Origin of the sequence: Bdellovibrio bacteriovorus (genome assembly GCF_002208115.1) — a bacterium.
GTDB classification, from domain to species: domain Bacteria; phylum Bdellovibrionota; class Bdellovibrionia; order Bdellovibrionales; family Bdellovibrionaceae; genus Bdellovibrio; species Bdellovibrio bacteriovorus_C.
Window position 1 is genome coordinate 1,603,351 of sequence record NZ_CP020946.1, and the last position, 22,991, is coordinate 1,626,341.

18 protein-coding genes and 1 tRNA gene are annotated in these 22,991 nt (G+C 50.9%); 13 read left to right on the plus strand and 6 right to left on the minus strand.

The window, feature by feature from the left end:
* Positions 1–18: 18 nt before the first annotated feature.
* The 3 genes from uvrB to murJ are packed head-to-tail and all read left to right on the plus strand — an operon-like array spanning position 19 to position 5,532.
* Entirely contained in the window at positions 19–2,094 is a 2,076-nt protein-coding gene (gene uvrB, locus B9G79_RS07645; protein WP_088564989.1) for an excinuclease ABC subunit UvrB, read from the plus strand.
* On the plus strand, positions 2,081–3,973 hold the full coding sequence (gene uvrC, locus B9G79_RS07650; protein WP_088564990.1) for an excinuclease ABC subunit UvrC: 1,893 nt from the start codon (positions 2,081–2,083) through the stop codon (positions 3,971–3,973). The genes uvrB and uvrC overlap by 14 nt, the downstream gene beginning before the upstream one ends.
* Positions 3,970–5,532, plus strand: coding sequence for a murein biosynthesis integral membrane protein MurJ (gene murJ, locus B9G79_RS07655; RefSeq protein WP_088564991.1), 1,563 nt, complete (start codon positions 3,970–3,972; stop codon positions 5,530–5,532). The genes uvrC and murJ overlap by 4 nt, the downstream gene beginning before the upstream one ends.
* Here the strand turns inward: murJ and B9G79_RS07660 are convergent, their stop codons facing one another.
* A complete protein-coding gene (locus B9G79_RS07660; protein WP_088564992.1) occupies positions 5,533–5,937 on the minus strand; it encodes an Ig-like domain-containing protein in 405 nt (134 codons plus the stop codon).
* A gap of 77 nt (positions 5,938–6,014) precedes the next feature.
* Between B9G79_RS07660 and B9G79_RS07665 the strand changes: the two genes are divergently transcribed.
* On the plus strand, positions 6,015–7,211 hold the full coding sequence (locus B9G79_RS07665; RefSeq protein ID WP_088564993.1) for an MFS transporter: 1,197 nt from the start codon (positions 6,015–6,017) through the stop codon (positions 7,209–7,211).
* Here B9G79_RS07665 and B9G79_RS07670 read toward each other — a convergent pair.
* Positions 7,208–7,411: a hypothetical protein gene (locus tag B9G79_RS07670; protein ID WP_088564994.1), complete on the minus strand. Its 204-nt coding sequence runs from the start codon at positions 7,409–7,411 to the stop codon at positions 7,208–7,210. The genes B9G79_RS07665 and B9G79_RS07670 overlap by 4 nt on opposite strands.
* A 149-nt stretch (positions 7,412–7,560) precedes the next feature.
* Between B9G79_RS07670 and B9G79_RS07675 the strand changes: the two genes are divergently transcribed.
* The 4 genes from B9G79_RS07675 (at position 7,561) to B9G79_RS07690 (ending at position 11,383) form a co-directional block, all read left to right on the plus strand.
* Positions 7,561–8,058 (plus strand): hypothetical protein, encoded by a 498-nt coding sequence (locus B9G79_RS07675; protein ID WP_038449588.1) that lies wholly within the window; start codon positions 7,561–7,563, stop codon positions 8,056–8,058.
* Positions 8,055–9,329: an NfeD family protein gene (locus B9G79_RS07680; protein WP_088564995.1), complete on the plus strand. Its 1,275-nt coding sequence runs from the start codon at positions 8,055–8,057 to the stop codon at positions 9,327–9,329. The genes B9G79_RS07675 and B9G79_RS07680 overlap by 4 nt, the downstream gene beginning before the upstream one ends.
* Positions 9,330–9,341: 12 nt before the next feature.
* Positions 9,342–10,094 carry a slipin family protein gene (locus B9G79_RS07685; protein ID WP_088564996.1) on the plus strand — a complete coding sequence of 251 codons (753 nt, stop codon included), beginning with the start codon at positions 9,342–9,344 and terminating at the stop codon, positions 10,092–10,094.
* A 92-nt stretch (positions 10,095–10,186) separates the two neighbouring features.
* The gene (locus B9G79_RS07690) at positions 10,187–11,383 is read left to right on the plus strand and encodes a SpoIID/LytB domain-containing protein (RefSeq protein WP_088564997.1); all 1,197 of its coding nucleotides are present in this window, start codon (positions 10,187–10,189) and stop codon (positions 11,381–11,383) included.
* On the opposite strand, the gene B9G79_RS07695 is transcribed toward B9G79_RS07690, so the two are convergent.
* Positions 11,340–13,109 carry a methyl-accepting chemotaxis protein gene (locus tag B9G79_RS07695; RefSeq protein ID WP_198298059.1) on the minus strand — a complete coding sequence of 590 codons (1,770 nt, stop codon included), beginning with the start codon at positions 13,107–13,109 and terminating at the stop codon, positions 11,340–11,342. The two genes, B9G79_RS07690 and B9G79_RS07695, sit on opposite strands and share 44 nt — an antisense overlap.
* 677 nt (positions 13,110–13,786) lie before the next feature.
* On the opposite strand from B9G79_RS07695, the gene B9G79_RS07700 reads away from it, so the two are divergent.
* The 5 genes from B9G79_RS07700 (at position 13,787) to B9G79_RS07720 (ending at position 17,989) form a co-directional block, all read left to right on the plus strand.
* Positions 13,787–14,557, plus strand: coding sequence for a hypothetical protein (locus tag B9G79_RS07700; protein ID WP_038449586.1), 771 nt, complete (start codon positions 13,787–13,789; stop codon positions 14,555–14,557).
* A gap of 166 nt (positions 14,558–14,723) precedes the next feature.
* Positions 14,724–15,347: a hypothetical protein gene (locus B9G79_RS07705; RefSeq protein ID WP_088564999.1), complete on the plus strand. Its 624-nt coding sequence runs from the start codon at positions 14,724–14,726 to the stop codon at positions 15,345–15,347.
* A 93-nt stretch (positions 15,348–15,440) separates the two neighbouring features.
* Complete coding sequence (locus tag B9G79_RS07710; RefSeq protein ID WP_088565000.1) at positions 15,441–16,319, plus strand: site-specific tyrosine recombinase; 879 nt, start codon at positions 15,441–15,443, stop codon at positions 16,317–16,319.
* Positions 16,320–16,401: 82 nt separating this feature from the next.
* Positions 16,402–17,853 (plus strand): ATP-binding protein, encoded by a 1,452-nt coding sequence (locus tag B9G79_RS07715; RefSeq protein WP_088565001.1) that lies wholly within the window; start codon positions 16,402–16,404, stop codon positions 17,851–17,853.
* A 62-nt stretch (positions 17,854–17,915) separates the two neighbouring features.
* Positions 17,916–17,989 (plus strand) — tRNA-Cys (locus tag B9G79_RS07720).
* A 474-nt stretch (positions 17,990–18,463) separates the two neighbouring features.
* Here B9G79_RS07720 and B9G79_RS07725 read toward each other — a convergent pair.
* From B9G79_RS07725 to B9G79_RS07735, 3 genes are all read right to left on the minus strand, one after another.
* Positions 18,464–18,787, minus strand: a complete 324-nt coding sequence (locus B9G79_RS07725) for a hypothetical protein (RefSeq protein ID WP_232469266.1) — start codon at positions 18,785–18,787, stop codon at positions 18,464–18,466.
* Positions 18,788–19,213: a hypothetical protein gene (locus tag B9G79_RS07730; protein WP_088565002.1), complete on the minus strand. Its 426-nt coding sequence runs from the start codon at positions 19,211–19,213 to the stop codon at positions 18,788–18,790.
* An 81-nt stretch (positions 19,214–19,294) separates the two neighbouring features.
* Positions 19,295–22,903, minus strand: a complete 3,609-nt coding sequence (locus tag B9G79_RS07735; RefSeq protein ID WP_088565003.1) for a hemagglutinin — start codon at positions 22,901–22,903, stop codon at positions 19,295–19,297.
* Positions 22,904–22,991: the final 88 nt, after the last annotated feature.

Genomic DNA, 22,991 nt, shown 5'->3' on the forward strand with positions numbered 1-22,991 from the left:
CGTGCTATTCTTGGAGGGATGGCCTCTGCATATAAAAAGAACTTTCAATTGGTGTCCGAGTTTAAACCTTCCGGCGATCAGCCGAAAGCAATTGAGCAGATTGCTGAAAACTTCAAAGCGGGTTTGAAACATCAGACGTTACTGGGTGTGACCGGGTCGGGAAAGACCTTCACCATGGCGCACACTATTGCAAACTTGAATCAGCCGGCTCTGGTTCTGGCGCCGAATAAAACTCTGGCGGCTCAGTTGTATGCCGAGTTCAAAGAGCTGTTTCCGCACAATGCCGTGGAATACTTTGTCAGTTACTACGATTACTACCAGCCGGAAGCTTATATTCCTTCTACGGACACCTATATCGAAAAAGATTCAGCCATCAACGAGCAAATCGATCGCATGCGCCACTCGGCGACGCGTTCCCTGTTTGATCGTCGTGATGTCATCATCGTCAGTTCTGTTTCGTGCATTTACGGTTTGGGGTCGCCAGAGGCCTATGAAGGCATGATGATTCAAATCGTGTCCAACACGTCGATGAAGCGCGATCACTTACTGCGGGAATTGATTCGTATTCAGTATCAGCGTAACAACGTGGATTTCTCGCGCGGAACGGTGCGCGTGCGCGGGGACAACGTCGAAATCTTCCCACCCTATGAAGAAGAGCGCGCCGTGCGTGTGGAATTCTTTGGAGACTATATCGAACGCCTTTCCTGGATTGATCCTTTGACCGGGCAGATCCTTGAAGAAATTGACCAGATCGGTATTTATCCGGGAAGCCACCACGTTACCAGTGATGACAGCTTAAAGCGCGCGATCAAGACCATTCAGGACGAGCTGCGTGACCGCCTGGTGCAGTTGAATCAGGAAATGAAGCTGCTTGAAGCCCAGCGTTTGGAACAAAGAACCTATTACGACATCGAGATGATGGAGCAAATGGGTTTCTGTCAGGGGATCGAAAACTATTCCCGCCATATGACGGGCCGGGGGCCGGGGGAACCACCTCCGACGCTGCTGGAATACTTCCCCAAAGACTTTGTCACCTTTATCGATGAGTCCCACGTCACCGTGCCTCAGATCGGGGGGATGTATCGCGGGGATCGTGCGCGCAAGATGAATCTGGTGGAGCATGGCTTCCGTCTGCCTTCGGCTTTGGACAACCGTCCTTTAAACTTCCAGGAATTTGAAGCCATGATGGACAAGGTCGTCTATGTTTCGGCGACTCCGGGCACTTATGAGCTGCAAAAATCCGAAGGGGTGATTGTTGAGCAAATCATCCGTCCGACGGGTCTGATTGATCCTGTCGTCGAAGTCCGTCCGGTGAAACATCAGGTTGATGATCTGCTCAAAGAAATCCGTGTCCGTATTGCCAAGCAAGAACGTGTTCTGATTACAACTTTGACCAAACGTTCTGCTGAGGATCTGACCGAGTACTATGAAAATCTGGGTATTAAGGTGAAGTATCTGCACAGCGAGATCGACACCATGGAGCGTATGGAGATTCTGCGCGATTTGCGTTTGGGGGTCTTTGACGTTCTGGTGGGGATCAACTTGCTGCGAGAAGGCCTGGATATTCCCGAGGTCAGCCTTGTCGGTATCACCGATGCCGATAAAGAGGGTTTCCTGCGCTCAGAAAGATCATTGGTGCAAACTATCGGTCGTGCCGCCCGTAACTTGAATGGCCGGGTGATTTTGTACGGGGACACGATCACCGAAAGCATGGAAAAAGCCATCAACGAAACCGATCGTCGTCGTCGCATTCAAAGTGAATACAACGAGGCTAACGGGATCACCCCTCAGTCGGTGAAAAAACGCATTAAAGAGGGTCTGGGCGAGATGTTCGACGGAACGGTCTCCAACCCATTGGGTGGTGAAAACAAAGCTGCTGCCATCATGAACAAGTTTGCGCAGCAGCCGGAGAAAATCCAGCAAGAGATCACGAAGCTTCGTGCCCGCATGAAAGAGCTTTCTGCGAACCTCGAGTTTGAGGAAGCGGCGAAAGTTCGCGACGAAATCAAACGTCTGCAGATTGTGGAACTGAACGTGCGCAGCGGGGAGATCGAACAGGAGAGTGCGGAGGTCGTCAAGGATGGCCTCAAGTAAGTTCGAGGAAGTTCGCGACAAGGTGAAAGAGTTTCCCACGCAAAGTGGTGTTTATCTGATGAAAAACACCGCCGATAAGATCATCTATATCGGTAAGGCGAAGAATCTTAGAAACCGTGTGCGCAGCTACTTTAACGACAGCAAGGATCACAGTCCCAAAACGCGCCTGCTGGTTACGAACATCTGTGAAGTTGAATACATCCTGACCAAAACCGAGGTGGAAGCATTCCTGCTGGAAGCCTCGCTGATTAAAAAACACCGTCCCAAATACAACATTCGTCTGCGTGATGATAAGGCCTACCCTTACATCCGCTTCAGTTGGGGAGACCAGGCGCCAAGACTGTATCTGGCGCGCAAAGTGAAAAAAGACGGGTCTTTGTATTTTGGCCCGTACACTTCGGGCCTGGCCGTGCATGGCACGATCAAGTTTCTAAACAGAACCTTTAAAATCCGTGATTGCACTGATGCGGTCTTTAAATCCCGGACCCGTCCGTGCATGACCTATCAGATCGGTCGCTGTACCGCGCCGTGTGTGAAGTACATCTCTTTGGAAGATTACCGCAACGAAGTTGAAGGCGCGAAGCTGTTCCTGAAGGGGCAGAATAAAAAAGTCATCAAAGCCATGACCGAAAAAATGATGGGCGCTGCGGACGAGGAAAAGTTCGAGGTTGCTGCGCGTTTGCGGGATTCTATTGAAGCCATCAAGGCGATCCTGCAAAAACAGGCCGTCATCAACGACACTTCCGAAAAAGACCAGGATGCCCTGGGTTATTATGGGGATGAGCGGGGCTGCTTGATTGAAACAGTCCATATCCGTGCCGGACGGGTGATTGGAACAAGGCCGCATTACCTGCCGCACTTTGATCCGAATGACGCTGTTGAAGATCCGCGCGAGTGGCTGGTGGACTTCCTGAATCAGTACTATGAAGACAACTTCATTCCTGATGAGGTTTTGCTGCCATTGGATATCGGCAATGACCTGACCAAGCTGATGGAAGAGGTTCTTAAAGAACGCTCTGGCAGCAGGGCCACGGTGCGCTTTGCAACGGATGAGCGCGGCCGTAATCTGGTTGAGATGGCCCATGAAAACGCCAAGTCGCATTTCCTGAAGTACGTTTCCAAGTCCGAAGAAAAACTGCGTGGTCTGGAGGAAATCAAAGAACGTTTCAATCTGCCGGAGCGTCCGCGCCGTATTGAGTGTTATGATATCTCCACCTTCCAGGGGGCTGAAACCGTGGCCTCCCAAGTGGTGTTTGAGGACGGGGTCCCTGCCAAAGAGCACTATCGTCGCTATAAGATTAAAACCGTTCAGGGAATCAATGACTTTGCCTCGATGTACGAGGTGTTAAGCCGTCGTTTCAAGCACACCGAGTACGAGGACCCTCAGTTGATCGTGATCGACGGTGGTAAGGGGCAGTTGTCCCAGGCCATGAAGATTCTGGAAGAAATCGGGCGCAAGGACATCCCGGTGGTGGGCTTGGCCAAGGCGCGCACCGAAAGTGATTTCCAAAAGCAGGAAGTCGAGTCCACCGAAGAGCGCTTCTTCCTTCCGGGGCGTTCCAATCCGGTGATCTTTAAGCACAATGCCGAGGCTTTGTATATCCTTTCGGGCATCCGCGATGAGGCCCATCGTTTTGCCATCACTTACCACCGCAAACTGCGTGAAGGCACGTCACTTGAAAGTGAGCTGGATTACGTCGTTGGTTTGGGGGAAAAAAGAAAGAAAGTTCTTTTGACTCAGTTCAACTCTGTTGATGAAATCAAAATGGCTGATGCAGAAGAGATTGCTAAACTTAAGGGCTTTAACCGGGTCCTTGCCGAGCGTATTTTGCTTCAGCTTAACGAGAGTGAAGAAGAAGAAACTGAGGTTGAAGAGTGAAGAGTCATGCGCTCTTAGTCGGACTGGGGATTTTTTTAAGCCGTATCGCGGGTCTTGTCCGTGAAAGGGTCTTTGCCCACTACTTCGGAAATTCTGATGCCGGGGATGCCTTCAAGGCCGCTCTGAAGATTCCAAACTTCCTGCAAAATCTGTTCGGTGAGGGCGTGCTGTCGGCAAGCTTTATCCCGGTCTATGCCCAGTTGCTGGCAAAAAAACACGATGAAGATGCCGCCAAAGTGGCGTCGGTGATCGGCAGTTTGCTGTTTCTGCTGACGTCAGGTTTGGTGCTGGCTGGTGTGCTGGCAACGCCTTTTTTGATTGATGTCATTGCGCCGGGATTCACCGGTGAAAAACGTGATCTGACCATTCAGATCGTGCAGATCCTGTTCCCGGGCACGGGGTTTTTGGTGATGTCGGCGTGGTGCTTGGGGATTTTAAATTCTCATCGCAAGTTCTTTCTTTCGTATGTGGCGCCGGTGATCTGGAACCTGGCGATTATCGCCGCGCTGGTGATGTGGGGCGGGAAACAGGGGCAGTTCGACCTGGCTGTGACGGTGGCCTGGGGGCTGGTGGCGGGAAGCTTCCTGCAATTTGCAGTGCAGTTGCCGTCGGCTTTGCGTTTGGGGAAAAAGATTTCGCCGTCCTTGGATTTAAAGCTTTCTTCCGTTCGCACGGTGGTGAAGAACTTTGTGCCCGTGGTCTTTTCCCGCGGTGTTGTTCAGGTTAGTGCCTATATCGATAACGTTTTGGCCAGTTTGCTTCCCACCGGCGCGGTGTCGGCCTTGGCTTACGCGCAGACCCTTTATCTTTTGCCAGTCAGTCTTTTTGGAATGAGTGTGTCGGCCGCGGAGCTTCCGGCCATGTCCCAGGCGACGGGTTCTGACGAAGAAATCCGTCACTATTTGCAGGGGCGTCTGAACAGGGGCCTTGAACAGATTGCGTTCTTTATCATTCCATCTGTGGCGGGCTTTCTGATTTTGGGCGATCTGATTGTCGGCGCGGTTTTTCAGACCGGAGAGTTCACGGCACAAAACACCCACTATGTGTGGATGGTTCTGGTGGGATACACGCTGGGTCTTTTGGCGTCCACATTGGGGCGTTTGTATTCTTCAACCTTCTTTTCTTTGAAAGACACCAGGACGCCGCTGCAGTTTGCAATTGTGCGTGTGATCTTTGCGACCTTGCTGGGCGCGATGCTGGGGTTCTATGTGCCTCAGGCGCTGGGGCTGGATTCCCAGTGGGGAACAGCGGGTCTGACGGCGGCGGCCGGGATAGCGGGCTGGATCGAATTCTATCTTTTGCGCAAGTCCTTGAATAAACGCATCGGTCGCACCGGATTGTCACTGAAATTCCAAGGCAAAGTGTGGTTGATGGCTTTGATCGGGGCAGGTGCGGGGGCACTGGTTGCCAAAGGATTGCTTGATGCTTCAGTGCACGTCATTGCCCGTGCCGCAGTGGCATTGGTGATCTATGGCCTGCTCTACTTCACTTTGGGTTATATCCTGAAAGTAGAGCAAGCTCACAGTTTGCTGCAGAAAATTCTGCGCCGTATTCGTTAATCACCAGCGCACACCCCAGCCATAAAGCTCAACAACGATGCTGCCGTTCGGGAATGCGAATCTGAGTGCGCCGCTGAAATAGCCTTCATACCAAGGGCGGAACTCAACACGGGTCAAACAGCTTTGGCCCGGATACAGATAGTTCGGACATTGGCTCCAGGCCCAGAAGGCGGCGCCGCTGATATAAACGCCACGGACATACAAAGGCTCATGTCCCGTGTTGCGCAGATAGATATCGGCGTATTGACTCCAGTTCACCCGCACACTTCCAAAGTTGTAGTAATAGTATTGATGTGATTGCGTCTCTATCGTGGATGGAGTGACGGTGACTTCCAGTGGGGCGGCCTGGGTTGTTAGGGGCAGGCAAAGGCTTGCGGCAAGGAAAATACTTAGTAGAAGCTTCATAAGCACCTCCTGACACTTCTATTTTTTCCCAAGAAGAGATTGGTCGCAAAGTTTTTCAGGAGTATGCTGTTCTTGTCATGAACGAATCAGTCTGGTCTCCGATGAAAATTTCCATCTATCGATCCTTTTGGATCTGTGCCTTTGTGTCGAATCTGGGAACCTGGATTCAGGATGTGGCGGCCAGTTGGGTGATGACACACTTATCAACATCACCTCTGATTATTTCTTTGCTGTCCTTCACCGGAAGTCTGCCGGTGTTGTTCTTCAGCATCCCGTCCGGCTATTTGTCGGATCTGGGGCATCGTCGAAAATTGTTGCTGTTCGCACAAGGTCTGATGTGTTTTGCCGCGGGCCTTTTGGCGTATCTGGTGTGGACCGAGCAGGTGACGGAAGTCAGTTTGTTGGGTCTGTCTTTGATCATGGGCGTGGGCTTTGCGCTTTCCAATCCGGCATTTCAGTCGGTGCTCACGGATCTTGTTCCTCATCCTATGCAGGCACAAGCGGTGCTGGTGTACTATATGGGGATTAACATCACCCGCGTTTTGGGGCCCACACTGGGGGGCGGTATTTTAAGCGGCTTTGGTCCCAGCAGTGCCTTTGTGGTGAACAGCGTTTCTTATCTGGGGTTGATTCTTTTTTTCTGGAAGTGGCCAGTGCCGCAGTCCGTGGAAACGCAGAAACTAAAAGTCCGCATTCAGGAAAGTGACTGGAAGCCGTTGTTGTCATTGCATAACATGAAGCTGTGGGTGGAAATTTTCCTGGTCACTTTCTTTGCGTCTTCGTTGTGGGCGCTTTATCCGACACGCGGGCGTATTGAGTTGCAGCTAAGCTCGCTGCAATATGGGTCGCTTCTTGGTTTTTTGGGGCTTGGGGCTTGTGTCAGTGCTTTCTTGTCAGGAAAGATCATGCATCCGGATCGCACGCAAAAATCCTTGGCCGGATCGTATGTGATATATGCCGTGGGGATTTTGCTTTTGGGGCTGGCGCCGGGCTACTTGCTGATGTGTGCGGCGATGTTCTGCGGCGGGGTGGGGTGGCTGGTGCTTTCCACGTTGATGAACATGAGCTCAAGGCAAATCACCGGCGCTTCGCAGTTGAAAGCGACGATGCTGGGAGTTTTTCTGGCGGTATTCTATGCCGGCATGGCGTTGGGGGCCATTTCCTGGGGAGCCGTCGCGCGTGTGGGGTCCACTTCGGTGGCCCTCATCATGGCCTCGGTGGGTTTAGGTCTGATAGGATTTTACAAAGGGCTTAAAGACTTCACACGCGTTTAGTGAACGCGGTGATTTTCTTCTTTGATTAAAGCACAGCACGGGCAGGAAGCTTCTTCCGAAAGCACGGCAAATTCATTCAATTGTTTGTAGCTGAATTCCAGGGCCGTGCCGCAAGCTTCACAGTTGTTGATGGCTTTGCGGAAGGCTTCACGTTTGTTAAATTCTTCAGTCGGGATGATGTTGAATTTGAATACTTCCATGTGATGCCTCCTGTTTGTGCGTGGTATCTTTCTTATCGGTAAAGTTTGTATCAACTTGAGACAAAAAAGCGGGTTTTAGCCCCCTTTAGGCAGTGCATTAACCCCGGTTTTTGGTGTCTCCAAACCAAGGTCCAGATACAATCGGCGCCATGAAAGACTACATCCAGTATCTTCAAGACGTTCTTGGTCTTCAAAATGTCATGCTCGCTCCGGAACAAGCCGGGGTTGAGGCTGCCAAGACGCAGTTTTTCACTGCCAAGGGGCCCTTCACGGTCTCTGAACTTCGCCATTATGAATTGGTATTTTTGAATATCCTGACTCAAAGCAAAGAAAGTCTTTTCCTGCCGGAAGTGAACGATCTTTATTCCAAGATGAAAGCGGCGATGAAGCTGCGCAATCTGCAGGTGCTCGAGCTGGATTGCACGGTGGAAGACCGTTCCCAACTGCCGTCTGAACTGGCGAAAATCTGTGAAAGCAAAGTTGTGGTTGTCTATAGCTCGTTCCCGAAAGACATCGGCGAGCTGATCTTTAAAGGTCCGGGAAAGTGGCTTGAGACCTACAGCCCGGCTTATCTGCTGGAAGATCCGGCAGCCAAAAAAGTCGTTTGGAATGACCTGCAAAAAGTAATGAAGGAGCTCGGAGTATGAAGTCTTTGATGCTGATTCTGGTTGTGTCTTTGCTGTCGGTGGTTGCCAAAGCGGACTGTACGACCGCGATCACCATCAATGAGGCTATTTCGGCCAGCACTTCAGATTATCTGGAACGCGCGGAAAAGCGGGCCGTCGAGGATAAGTGCAGCTCCCTGTACCTGCGTATCAACACTCCGGGTGGCAGCCTGCAAAGCACGCGTCTGATTGTTGAACGTATTTTGGCGTCACCGGTTCCTTACCTGTGTCTGATTGCTCCTCGTGGGGGGCATGCCGGCAGTGCGGGGGCTATCATTCTGCAAGCCTGTCACGTGAACGGTGGTCTGACTGCCACTAATATTGGCGCCGCGACCCCGATTCTGGGGTCGGGTGAAAAGACCCCGGAAGATTTGCGCAAAAAACTTATTAACGACACCGTCAGCTGGATGGAAGGTGTGACGAAACTTCGCGGTCGCAGTCTGAAGTTTTCAAAAGAAATCATCACGGAAGCGAAATCTCTTTCCAGTGAAACGGCGCACGCCGAAGGCGCTTTGGATATTCTGGCGGGTACCGAGCTGGAGTTTTTGCAGCAGGCGCAAGGGCGCAAAGTTCTGGTGGGTGAAGACAAAGAACCCGCAGTTGTGGCAGTTCATGACTTGCGCGAGTTTGTGCCGGACCTTCGCTATAAGGTTTTAAGTTTTGTGGCCGACCCTGAATTTGCTTATCTGCTGTTTATGGGAAGTTTGGCTTTGCTGTATGTTGAGGTCACGCATCCGGGATTGATCGCGCCGGGAGTGATCGGGGGAATCGGTCTGGTACTTTCCATGGTGGCCTTCCATAAGCTGGATGTTGCCTGGGGCGGACTGGCGTTGATCTTGTTAGGGGTCGCGTTCCTGATTGCGGAAATGTTCATCCCAAGTTTTGGTGCTTTGGGCATTGGCGGCCTGATTGCCGTATTTGTGGGAAGTGTGTTTTTGTTTGATGCGCAGACAACGGGGTATGTGTTGCCAATGTCTTTGATTGTTTCAGTGGTGGGTGTTTTGGGGATCTTCTTCCTGGGCTTGGGTTATCTGGCGGTGAAAACCATCCGCTTGCGCACCCAGGACGCGGATGCGCAGATGCAAAGCCGTGATGGTGTGGTGATGACGGTGGAAGGCAACGGCCACAGCGGGCAGGTGGAAATCATCGGCGAGATCTGGAAGTTCGTTTCTGAAGATTCCCTGATGCCTGGCGACCGTGTGCATATCACCGGACGTCAGGGTCTGACTTTGAATGTGAAAAAGAACAAATAAGGAGATAGCAGCATGGAATTTATAATTGGTATTATCGTCATCGGCGGTATCATTGGCAGCTCGATGATCAAAATCCTGAATGACTGGGAACGCGGCGTGGTTTTGCGTCTTGGTAAGGCTGTGGGCGTGCGTGGTCCGGGTTTGATTCTGTTGATTCCGTTCGTAGAGCGCATGATCAAGATCGACACTCGTACCATCACAATGGATGTTCAGCCTCAGGACGTTATCACGAAAGACAACGTATCCATGCAGGTGAATGCGGTTGTTTACTTCAAAGTGATTTCTCCGATGGAAGCGATCACAAAAATCGAAGACTACTACTTTGCGACCAGTCAGTTGGCGCAAACGACTTTGCGTTCTGTGATGGGGCAGTACCACCTTGATGACGTGCTTGAGCATCGTGACAAAATCAATGCGGCTTTGCAGGTGATCCTGGATAAGGCGACGGAATCCTGGGGTATCAAAGTCACGATGGTGGAAGTAAAACAAATCGACTTGCCAAAAGAAATGCAAAGAGCCATGGCCCGTGAAGCGGAAGCAGAGCGTGAGCGTCGTGCGAAAGTCATCAGCGCGGAAGGGGAAGTGCAGCGTGCGCAGAAGCTTCAGGAAGCTTCCAACACTCTGGCGGGTTCTCCATCAGCTCTGCAATTGGCTTATTTGCAGACTTTGACGGAAATTGCCGGCGATAAAACCAACACGATCCTGTTCCCATTGCCGCTGGACATCATTAAACCGTTCATGGAGATGGCGAAAAAGGAAAACTAGACTTTCATCGCTGGACCACTGTTGGTTTAATAAAGGGGATAAAGCAAGACGCTTTATCCCTATTTTTTTGCTCTACGGATGGAGTAACAACAGTGAAGCTCGTTTTTGCAGCGTTGATCTTCAGCATTGGTTTGGTCAGTTTCACATCAGAAGCCCGCGCGGAAGACAAAGAAATCGTGCGCGTGCGCTTAAGCTCATTGGCGGGGAAAATAGCCTTCACCGGGACAGGTTTGCAGTTTCAGAATCTGACCCAGAATTTTCGTCCTGTTGCCATTCCCAACTCTTCTTCAGCCGAAGTACGTGTGCTTTCCAAAGGTAATAAAAAAATCTGGGCTCTTCGTATCAACAACAAAGACCCGGAACATCTTTTCACCGACAAGTATCTGATGATCCAGGGGCACAATCTGCGAGTCGGATCGCAGGCTCTGCCGGGCCGGGTTTTGCTGAATTTGAACTCTGAAAGACAGATTGATGTCATCGGCGTGATGCCGCTGGATGAATATATCACGGGTGTCCTTGCCAGCGAAATGCCCTTGTCCTGGCCTCTGGAAACCTTGAAGGCTCAGGCTGTGGCGGCAAGATCCTATGCCCTGGCGGTGATCCATGAACGCAAAGACAAAGCCTATCATCTGGAAAGCAGTGTGCTGGATCAGGTGTTCCGTCATGTCGTCGCGGAAGATCGCAAAAGCCCTTTGATTCAAAAAGCTTTGCAGGCGGTGGAGTCCACCAAAGGAATCAAACTTTTGGGGAATAAAGACCGCGTGCTGAAGGCCTTCTATCATTCTGATTGCGGTGGCAAAACCACGACATCCAAGAATGTCTGGAACTATGGCGTGAACACCGGTGTGGTGGTGGACAGCTCTTGTCCGACGAACCCGCGTGGCCACTGGAAGTTGTCTCTGACGAAAATGGATCTGCAGAAACGTTTGAAGGTGGAAGATTTCAGGGACTTGCAATTGGAACGAAATCCTGCAGATCAAAGAATCAAGTCTGTGCGTGTGGCCTTTAGCGGGCTGCCGGACAAGGTGATTTCAGCCAATGACTTCCGTCAGGCTTTGGGTTTTCAGGATCTGCGCAGTGCTTTGTTTGATATGAAGAAAACCGGGGATCAATTCCTGTTTGAGGGCCGTGGTTTTGGTCATGGCGTGGGCCTTTGTCAGTGGGGCAGTCGCGCTTTGGGTCAGAAGGGTTATACCTTCCGCCAGATCCTGAAGCACTATTACCCGCTGGCGTCTTTGAATCAGCCTACTTTGATTGCCCACGCACCTCAGTCTCAAGACTCACAATAATGGATTTCAGCAGCGAGGATTGTTCCAGAATGGATCCTGCGGCCTCTGAAACTTCAGTCATGTTTTTCTGATTGTCAGACGTCTCTTTTTCAAAATCAGACATCGTGCGCGCTATTTGTGCTAAGCCCACGGACTGCTCTTGGGCGGCGTTGGCGATCTCGTTTGAAAGTGTCGAGACGTTTTTGATCGAGGAGACAATGTCATCCAGAATCGACACGGCTTCATCGGCCCGTTGTTGGCTGGAGTTCACCAGTTCCACATTGGATTTCAAAAGCTCGTTGATTTCCTTGGCGGACGTGGCGCTTTTTTGAGCCAGGGCACGAACGGCGTCCGCCACGACAGCAAAACCTTTTCCTTGTTCTCCGGCGCGGGCGGCTTCGACTGAAGCATTCAGTGCCAGCAGATTCGTCTGAAAGGCGATATCATCAATGACCGAGATCGTTTCCACGATCTTTTTGGATCCTTTGGTGATGTCATTCATTGAATTCAAAACACTTTTGATCTGTTTTTGTCCTGAATCGGCAGAGTCGTTGGCTCTGCGGGCCATCTCAGAGGCTTCTTTGGAATTGTCAGCACTCAGATTCAGCATGCTGTTGATTTCCTCAATCGCCGCAGCCGTTTGTTCGACGGCCGCCGCCTGATGGTTGATGCGGCTAAATACACTTGTGGTGATTTCATTTAGGTGAGTGCTGATGGAACCTGAAGATTCGGAGCTTTCCTTCAGCTTAAGAACCGAAGCCAGAATGGTCTTGATACTTTTATGAATACTAAGCCCGATGATGACTGAAATCAGAATCGAGAAAAGCAACGCAATACTGGAATAGGTGAGAGAGCTTTGTCGTCCGGCCTCTAGGGTCTTGAGACGGCTTTCAAGCAAGACATCCATTTCATTTACACTAGAGTGCCAGGTTTTGAACGATTGCTCCAGCGCCTGATTGGCGTCAGTAAAGTACTGATCTTTGCTGACTGCTTCACCACGGGACAGAGCGCGCAGGCTGTCGATCATTTTCCTGGTTGGGACGGCAAGGGCTTCTACGGTGGCGGGCAGATTCTTTTGCAGGCTTTCCGAGGTGCCATAGAAGTTCTTGTCTTCATTGATGGCGGTTTGTGCATCGGCGAGCACGCGGTTTAAGTCGGATTCTTCCAGCTGGCTGGCGTACAGAGCGGCCTGGATCCGGGTGGCTTGTGAAGTCTCACTGGTAAAGAACTGGTCGCTGTTGTGAAGAATGGTTTGAATACGGTCTTGCATCTGAGGCAGGGCCAGCAAGGTGATGTCCATCACATAGTAACTGTCCAGATCCGGATCCAGGATCAGATTGGAGATGTCCCCCAGGTGAGCAATGGATGTCTTGACGGATGAAATCGCGTCATTCCAGTTCTTGGCTTCAATCTGCTTTGACAGATATTCTAAGCTAGCGTTTTCACGTTTGCGCGCGGCAAGGTTGTGATCGTCAAAGAGCAGGATGGGGCCGACTTCGGCGTAGATCTTGTTGAGCTCGGTCATCTTGGTTTCAAGATTGGTGGTGGCTTTTCCCTGTCGGGCAAGGTCGATATGCCACAGGACTTCTTCATAGGGGCGTTGCAACCTGGTGCCCAGTTCTTCTTTTTTGGTGAAGTCGATGTTCACGGTTTCTGATCTGTACATGAAGACCGTCAGGACGATGATCGGTACAGCGAAGACGATGATGTTAAGAAGGAGCTTTATCTGCAACGGGATCTTTTTCATGATGAACCACTCGCGATGTTGTAAAAAAATCTTCATTACAATCGGTATAATTGTGAGGTGCCATAGAGGTGAGTTGGTCCAGATTTGAATATTGTAAGCAGATAAGTGGTCGATTTTTTTCAGGTTCAGAAAGTGGTTTTAGCCCGCTTGGGTGATTGAGTAATACGAGGCAGGAGATTTTGTTTGTGGCTGGAAAAGTGAGGAAGTGGGAAGTGCTCTGCTATGGCAGAAGGAAGAAATAAAAAAAGGGCTGTGTAAAGCCCGATTCAAGAGCGTGTACTTTTGGTTCTTTTGGAAGTTCTAAATATTAGAACGCCAAGAAAACGCGGGCTGCAAACATGAATACTGCGCCCAGGATCAATGCGTTTGTTGCTGTAACAGTCATCTATAATTCCTTGTTTAAATTGATACATCCCATTTCGGTAAGATGAGGGAAAATCTTAAATATTTCTTTTTTCGTCGAAGTTTTAGGCGGCTCAGGATGTGACAGTGGTGCCCCTTTTGCGCACCTTCCTCAAGGATTAGACGATTACGGGTGTTTGTACCACCCTGAGATTAGTCGAAAAAGCTCCGTTGGATCATATAGTTAGGTCATTTTGGCAAGGTTGGCACACGCATAGCAATAGAGTCTTGGTGAGAGGTCCATCAATCAACCGGACCTTTTAAGTGAGGCTGATATGAAAACATTCAACTCTAAACTGATCTTCCTGCTGGCGGCGTTCTCTTTGATGGGCGTTGGTTGCGGTAAGAGCAATCAGTTCCAGACTGGATCCAACACCAACACACCAGTTGTTGATGGCGGAGTTGATGGCAGCGTACCAACTTCCCCAGATGGTTCTGGTTCATCTTCTTCCGGATCCACTTCTGGCAGCAACACGGTTGATTTCGTACCGACATCATTTACTGAGTTCAGTAACTATGTGGCATCTCACCCGCTGAACAATCCATCCAACTATAAGTTGACTGTGGATTTGCAAAAGCTTGAGAGCGGCCGTTATGCCGGTTCTGTAAAGATCTCTTATGTGGATACAGGTTATCAGTATCAGGGTGTGTTTGAATCCGGTTCCGGCACCAATCAGAAACTGAGCGGTCTGCAGGACAACAACATGCTGGAGTACAACTATAACTACTGGTTCAAATACGGCAGCAAGACAGTGTTCAGCGCTTACTTCCAGGATGCTCAAGGTGCGATTGTCCTGATCGTGGATAACGTAGTGAACCAAGGTGACGGTCAAGGCGGCGGATATGTAACAGGTTCTGTATACTACAAGAACTTCGCACAGTCCTACGTACAACAGTCTCCATACAGAAAATGCTGGTACATCCGCTCTGGTCCATACAACTGCCGCGCTTCCGCAGTTATTGACAAGACCAGCCTTTACCCAGCAGACGGCTTCAAAAAGCTTGGAACATTCTCCGGCTTGGCGAAATCCGCAGCGTTTAAATAGTCGGCCCCGGCCGGCAGAGCTCGGGCCTGCGCCCGGCAGAGCTCGGGCCTGCGCCCGGCAGAGCTCGGGCCTGCGTCCGGCAGAGCTGGAACGCCGGCAGGCGTGAAAGCTGAAGCAGCTTAAGAATTTTTAAAAATGAATTTATTAATTAACCAGGAGAGAGAAAATGGAAGGACTTAACAACAAAACTTTAAGTTTTCCAGCAAAGACAATCACACGAGCTTTCGCAGCGCTGGGAATGGTACTGGCTTTAGCAGCCTGCGGTAAAGGCGGAGGCGGCGGGACAAACACCAATGTGGGTTTGAACTGTCTGTCGCAAGCTTGTGGAAATATCACAGCACCGGTTGTGCTGACGACGTTCCAGTCTCAGTCTTCGACAAGCAATCCAGAGATCATTTTGCAAAACATGCAGATCATCGTTTCTGCGAACCTGATCCAGCAAAATGCCTCCGGTAACAACTATAATAACTACCAGGGGCCGATTGCGATCCAGGGGCAGATGGTTGTGACCAAGCAAATGGTGGATGTGGATACAATCACCGGGGCTCAGTTGACTCCGTGTGTTTTGCCAGCAGGAACTTACAATCTGCAGACTTTGACGACAGGAACCATGGGCTTGGCGGGCGGCGATGTGAATGTGCCGGCAATGCTGAGCAACGTGGGTAACATTGAAGTGAAAATCGAAAACGGTCAGTTGTTCACTTCTGGAACCCGCCTGTTCGCAAAAGTTTCTGTGACCAGAGTGAATGGCTATGTTTGCTCTGGCAGATTCTTCGGCTCGTTCTACTAACCCTTATCAAATCCAAATAAATGAATCACCAAGCCCCGGGGAAACCTGGGGTTTTTTCTTGCGTATGGATGAAAGTCTGGGTCTAATAGGGGTATGGAACTACCTCTTTGGATCGACTTCTTTGATGAACTGCAAAATGTACGAGGACGCTCCCAGAATACGGTGATGGCATATCGCCGCGATTTGGAACTTTATCTTGAGTACCGTAAAACCGGTAAAACGGTGCCGGGCTTCTATGAGTTTATGAAGAAAAATAAACTCTCCACACGCTCTCAGGCCCGCGTAATTTCTTCTTTGCGCACTTACTTCAAATTCTGTGAAACCCGCGGGATGAAGTGCCCGGAGCTGCGTGAACTTCGTCCACCAAAAGTGAAAGTGGGCCTGCCAAAGGTTCTGACGCCCCAAGAGTTCCAGCAACTTTTTGATGCGGCAGAAGTGCCGGATGCCGTGAAAACCGCGCGCAACCAACTGACGTTGTTGTTCCTGTACGGTTTGGGCTGCCGTGTGTCTGAATTGATTGGTCTGAATGTGGTTGATTTCAACCAGACAGACCGTTGGATCAAGGTTTTGGGTAAGGGCAATAAAGAACGCCTGGTGCCTTTGACTGAAAAACTGGCAGAAAATCTGACTGTTTATTTGAAGGAACATCGTCCGACGCTGATGAAAGAAAACAGCCCGTCGATTCTGATCAACGATCGTGGTCATCGTCCGTCCCGCGTGGATGTATGGAGATGGCTGGCGGCGTGGTCGGCTCGCGCTGGTTTCGCTGAACCGGTGAATCCGCACAGATTCCGTCATGGTTGTGCGACCGCGCTTCTGGAAAGCGGAGCGGATCTTCGTTCGATTCAGATGTTGTTGGGGCACGCAAGCATCCAGACAACGCAGATTTACACGAATGTCACGACCAACACGATGACCAAAACCATCGAAGAACACCATCCGCTTTCGCAGATGGTTGATGCGGATAAATAATCCGGCTTTCGAAAAGGCTCCTCTCTGAGGGGCCTTTTTTATTTGTTCTATAGCGGGCCCGAACTTGCTTTTGGGCCCTGTCATGAAAATCCAATCACTTATTCGAAACAACGACCGTCTGGTGCCTGTGGAGGTGGAGCTGAGCTTCGTTCCGGGGTTGCCACAAATTCAATTCTTAGGTTTGCCGGATCAGGCAATTAAAGAAAGCATCCACCGGATCAAAAGTGCCATTCGCAATCAGGGGTATGAATTCCCGAAAGCGCAGCAGATTCTGGTCAACTTGCGTCCCTCGCATTTAAAGAAAACTTCGCGGGGGCTGGAGCTGGCGGTGGCTTTGGGCATCTTGTGGGAAACAGAGCAGGTGCCTAAGCCCTTGGATGGGGAGGCTTTGGTGTATGGTGAGCTTTCTTTGGGCGGAGAAGTGTTCGAACCAGGGGATCTGCATGAAGACTTTGATCCCGAAGTTCCACTGACCGTGTGGACCGGAGACGGTGACGGGCGTTCTTCACCCTTTGCGCGCTCTTGTTTGCGTGAACTAAAATCCGTGACGGCTCCTGAGATCGTGGCCCATGCTCCGCGCGAGTATCCGATTGAGCGTCCTTCCTTCGGTCTTGATCTGGAGTTTCCAGAACGTCAGGCCAAGCTTTTAAAACTTGCTGCCATTGGTGAGCACTCTGTGTTGCTGGCTGGGCCTGCGGGTTCGGGAAAAAGCACGATCGCCAAGGCCCTGCATGCGTTGCTGGCAGCTCCGACTCAGAAAGAGATGCATGAAATTCGTCAGAACAACAAAGGCGGGGCTGAGGCTCCGCTTTCCTGGCGTCCGTTGGTGCATCCTCATCATTCCACAACGCCGCTGGGGTTGATCGGCGGGGGAGTGCCGCCATTTAAAGGCGACATCACCCGGGCGCACAAGGGGATGATGGTTTTGGATGAATTATTGGAGTTCAACCCGCGCGCGCAAGAGGCGTTGCGAGAACCCATGGAAGACTTCCGCATCCGCATTCGTCGCGGAAGGTACGTGGAAGAACATCCGGCGGACACCCTGGTGGTGGCGACCACGAATCTGTGCCCTTGCGGGGATTGGGTGCCGCAGACGAAGGTTATTTGTGGGCGCTCGATTAAGAAGTGTCATTCCTATATGGAGCGCCTGTCGGGGCCCTTGGTGGATCGCTTTCAGATCACCTTCTTTACTCGCAAGCGGGAAGAGGGCGGGACCGTCACCGGGATCAGTCTTTTAAAAGAGCTGGAAGAGGTTCGGGTCTTCAGGGCCGCCATGGCCGGAAAAGATCCTCGGTTTTTAAGGGTGGCTGCCCGCTGGAGTTGGGAGGAGCTGACCCAGGATCTGCCGGGGTTTTATATGCGGGAGCTGTTCCCGAAAGAGCTGTCTTCCCGGCGCAGGGAGCTTGCGACGCTCCGGGTCGCAAGGAGTCTGGCGGACCTGATGAAGGCTGAAAAGCTTCATCCGCTTCATGTTGAGGAGGCCTTAAAGATCACCCACCTTCCGTTTGAAGCTTTAAAACGACTTGGGGGATAAATATTGACTTAAACGGGGGGAAGGATTAGTTTGGTCCTTCCTTCGCATAAGTAAATGCACATGGTGATGTGGCCGAGGGGTTAGGCTCAGCTCTGCAAAAGCTGCTACAGCGGTTCAAATCCGCTCGTCACCTCCAACTTTAAACCCGCTTAACAGCGGGTTTTTGCGTTTTAAGCCCCTTTTCCAATCTCAGAATGGTCCATTGACTGAAACTTGGTTGGGAATGTTCTAAACAGGTCGATATCCTCAATCATATGACGATGGTGCCAAAGTACTTATTGGATATGCCTGCGGCAGGAATTGCCGGTGTTAAGTTTAGTGATGAGTTTGTAAAATGGGATGATATTTGGTCAGCATCCATTAGCGGCCATTTTCTTGTACTCCGCCGAAGAGGTGTGTTGTTTTCTTTAAAGGTGCCCTTGTTTCCTGATCATTATCAGAGATTCCGTAGTCAGGTGCTGGAATTTGCACCAATGGATAGTGAAGTTCGTATCTTGCTGCGTGAATTGAAGGAGTGCCCTGCTCGAGACACATATTTTAGAATACGACTAAATAGTTTCATTTTATTGTTGTCTTTCAGAGATGACTTTTTTCACTGCCGTAAAGAATTTTATTTTGAGTCCTTCTCGATGGACACAGCCACCAAATGAAAATCCGACCAGCGGGTTTTCATCAGCCATTGAATTGATACTGCGTGGGCCAGGATTCCCCCGAACATCATCAGGAACCACATGATAAACAGCGGCCCCAGAGGCATATTCCTTTGAATTTCTTCCGGCGTGGTGCCGGGTTCTGGGGTGGGCATAATAAAGAACATCAGCACGCCCGTGATGACCATCACGGGGATCATCAGCACCATCATTCGCCATGACCAACTGACAAGAATTTTAACGGCTCTTTCAAGGGTGACTTCGGTGGTTTGCATGGCGTCCATTTAACTCGCTTTCGGGATGTTTTCCTGCTCTGGTTTGTCTGTCGGGTTTTTCTTTAAATAATCCAGCGCGCGGATGCAGGCGATAAAGCTGCAGATGAAGATCACGGCAATTGCCAGGCCTCCAACACCCGTGTGTTTGATCGTGTACACACGATCGCCCACATACACGATCAGAGCCATCCATCCGGCTGTTTTGGAATGCTCCGAGATAAAGTAGGCCAGCACCCCATAAATCAGAGCGCTGCCCCAGGCGTCTTTTGCCAGGGGAATGTCGATGATCTGGTACTTGTACAGAAGACTGAGTGTCAGGCTCATGGCAGCGATAAAGATACAAATCCCCACAGCTCGCTTTACAAGGGCCTCGGCGTCGATACGATCGTTGATTTCTGGCCAGAACAAAGTTGGCGGCTTGCGCTTCTGCTCCATAAATCCTCCGCATGTTCTTATCGGCCGAATACTAAATTATTTTATGTTTTCTAATGAACTTACTAAATTGAGACGCCGACATTACAATGGCGTCGGGAACAGGGCGGTTTTAAGAATTCGCTTTTTAGTTGTATCCAGCAACAGCAATCCCAGCGGAGTGATCTGAAGGGTGATCGGGCGGAAGGTTGAAAGACGCGACGGCAGAACCCAGCCGGTCGTGGAAATCTGCACGAAGCCCTCATCCGGATGCGCGGCCCAAACTTGGCCCTGAGTGGTGCCTTCGGTGTGTGTGACGAAATAGCTCCAGCCCGTGGCCGTATCATGAACGGCATGGTTCCACGAGGCAATGGTGGGCTTGTTCGGCAATGCCGCGAAGTTGGTCAGGTCGTAGATTTTAGGATTGGCGGATTCGGTGGCGATGGTGACCTTACGCAGTCTCCATCCATCAAAAATCAGCAAGTCCCCATCGGCATTGGCCTGCAGGCCCGAGATATCGCTCAGGTAAGCACCCCAGGCATTTTGGCCGTGATCTGTCGCCACATAGTTCGAAGCGCCGGCGCCGCCGACGACGGGTTTGATTTTGCCGGTGTCTTTGTCAGATTCAAAGATCCACAAGTTGGCTTCATCCAACAAACCTGACGAACCATAGAAATACAGTTTGTTATTCGGAAGGAACGTCGCAATTTTGCGGTAAGAGTGCAGGTTGTATCCGGTGTTCGTGGTGTTGAACTGACCGACATCAACGGCGGGATAAGCGCTGGAGGCGGGCGTGGCATGATAGTAAGACGGGCCCACGGTCAGATTGTATTCCAGGGTGCTGGCATCCCAGGTGCTCATGCCGTAAGAGCTCCACAGGTTGGCCGGGGTGCCTGCGATTTGCGAGAAAGCAGCAATGCCGGTTCCAGAGATCGTTAACGAGGCATAGGCCGAACTGTTACCCGCCGAGGCATGATAACCTGTGGCAATGTGATCAATGGCTTCAGATCCGGGGACAGAGGTATTGATGTGCAGACGTCTTAGATGGCGGGGGCCTCGCACATACAGGTACTGAGAATCGGGTTCATATGCGATGCTTGAAATCTGGGTGAAGGCCGTTTTGGATGGGTCTGTGCCGTTTCCGAAGGTAAAGAACGGAACCCCCGCGACCATGGAGTTTGTGAAAGTGCCACTGTCATCCACAACTTTAAAAAGTTCGTTCGTGGTGGTGGAGAAGGCATAGATAAAGTCTTTCGCCGCGCCCATATAGAAAATGGTCGACATGTTTTTGTAGTGCTTGTCCAGATTGAAGGACGCCGACCATGTTTCCGTCGCCAGATCGAAGTAGGCGAGCTTGTTGCCCTCGTATTGAGCCCGAAGGCAATAAAGTTTGCCAGGCAATCCGGCCACCTGCGTGCAGCGGTTAAAGAACGTGTTCCACGTGCCCGTGGTCATGCCCACTCGGGCAATTTTATACTTTCCGTAAGCGGCCTGCTTGTGCAGCTCAAAAGTGGAACCGTTGATCTGAACCCAGATTTTATTCAAGTCAGGTCGAAGCAACGTCAGATAAAGATCCGATGTCGGGCAAGGAATCGGAGAAATATCCGCCATCGTATCAACAGCTCCCATGGTGCCACAGGTGCCAGGGGTCCCCATGACCAGCACCGGATTTTTATCGGCAGAGTTGACGTCGACCATCCAGAAGGCCTCATTTGAGAAATAGAACAGATGGCCCGTTTTCACATATCTGATGCTGGAGGCTTGCTCTTTGTTCAGGACCAGGCTGTTGATTTTAATTTCCGGCAGAGTCTTGCTCCACAGGACGGTCTTGTCAGAGATGCGAATACGGAACAACTGCGAACAAGGCAGGCTTAGCACCAGCATTTCATCAGATTCGTTGATGTCCAGAATCATGGGGCTTGAGAACTTTCCGTTGGCGGGGTCACAAGCCAGGCTGAATGGTTCGCCCATCCAGGTGGACACCAAACCCGTTTCCGAATTCACCGTCGAAATGCTGTTGAATTTGGTATAGTAAATTCGATTCAGAGAATCTGCAAAGAAGCCATACATCCCCGTTGTGGCGTTGGCGGTCAGATCCGCAGCATTCATGTGCACGCCGTTGCTTAAGTTCCCCGGTTCACCGACCAACACAGTCCATTGTGAATTCACGGCATTGGAAATCGCACTGGTCACAACACCGGCGTCTGAAACGCAGGATATCAGAATTTTTAAAGGTGTCGTGGCACTGACGGTCTGTCCCGTGGGGGTCTGAGAGGGCACCACCCAGGAATAATTCCCGGTGGTGGCACTTAAGTTGTTCGGGCGATTTGTGGATATGGTGTGGAAGCTGATGCCATCATCAACGGTGTATTGAATCAAACTGATCGGGTTTGTCGCCAACGGGATGGGCCCGGCCCCCGGACTGCAGGACCATTCGATATTGACGGTAGCACCTGGGGCATAAGTTTGTCCGCCCACAGGCGAAGTCAGATATACCAACGGGGGATTGCCAAGGTCCAGGGTCACAGTGTCTGTCAAAGTGTTGCTGACGGTGCCTGCGGCGTTTCTGACTTGTGCATAGATTGTTTTTAAACCGCCAGGATTTTTCAGAGTGGTTGTACCCGATGCAGAATAAGGGACCCAGGTGGTGTCAGAAAAATCTGCAAGCTCAGAAAATCTCATGCCGGTGATTGCGGCAAAAGCTGACGATGCGGTCATTTGGGTTGTGGTGTAAGCAAGACCGATAGTTGCCGCGTTGTTGGCAATAGTGAAGCTTGACAGGGTGACGGTGCCGGAATCCACAATCCAGTTATAGATTATCGGACTGCTGACATTCCCAGCCGTGTCTTTGGCGCGAATCGAAAAGCTGTGTGCCCCTTGGGATAAAGAGGCATAGGCCTGCCCGGACACGCAGTCAGCATAGTCGTCGGTGTCGATTTTGCACTGATAGCCGTCAAAGACCCCACCACCGGTTTCGGTGTTGGTAAAATTGAACGTGGCTGAGGCGCTGGTGGTTGCTGTGGCCGGCTTGCCAGTGATTTGTACAGCAGGTGGAGTCAGATCCACAGTCCAGGTGTAGGTGTATTCTGCTGACTGATTTCCGGCTTCGTCCATGGCTTTGATGGCATAGGTGTGAACGTCTTCAATCAGGCCCACCAAAGGCACAAGCGGACTGCAGGTTTCAAAACTTCCTGCGGGCTGGGTCAGGCTTGTGTGTTTGCACTGATAACCTTTGATGGGCGATGTGACATCAGCGGCCACAAAATTAAAAAGCGCCGTGCTGGAGTTGTTCAAGGCTGTGGGGTTTTGCGTGACTGTCAAAGACGGCAGATCCGTGTCGACAGTCCACTGGAACGAGGACTCACCAGCCAGGATGCCTTGTGCTTCGAAAGACTGCACTTTGAATTCGTGGGCACCGTGTGAAAGTCCACTCAGGGTTTGCGGGCTGCTGCAGTCGTACCAGTCGCTCTGATCCAGAGAACACTTGTAGGACTTGATCACACTGTTGGCGGCTTTGAAATGGAAGGTCGCCGAAGTGGAAGATGAAAATGCCGTGGGCTTTTGTGTGAAAAATGGTGTTGAAGACTGGACGTCAGAAATTTCAAGCTCAGCCGTACATGCTGAAAGGATCATAACAAAAAATAAGAATCCGCCCGGCAACAAGGTCGGTCTTAAATGTGATAGATTCTTCAGGAAATACGTGCCTTTAAACATCTTTACTCTTATCGGTGGCACGCTCGGAGTTTGAAGAAGAATCCTTAGGCAAACTGAACATTAGTGTTCCGTAGGGTCTGGCTCTGTT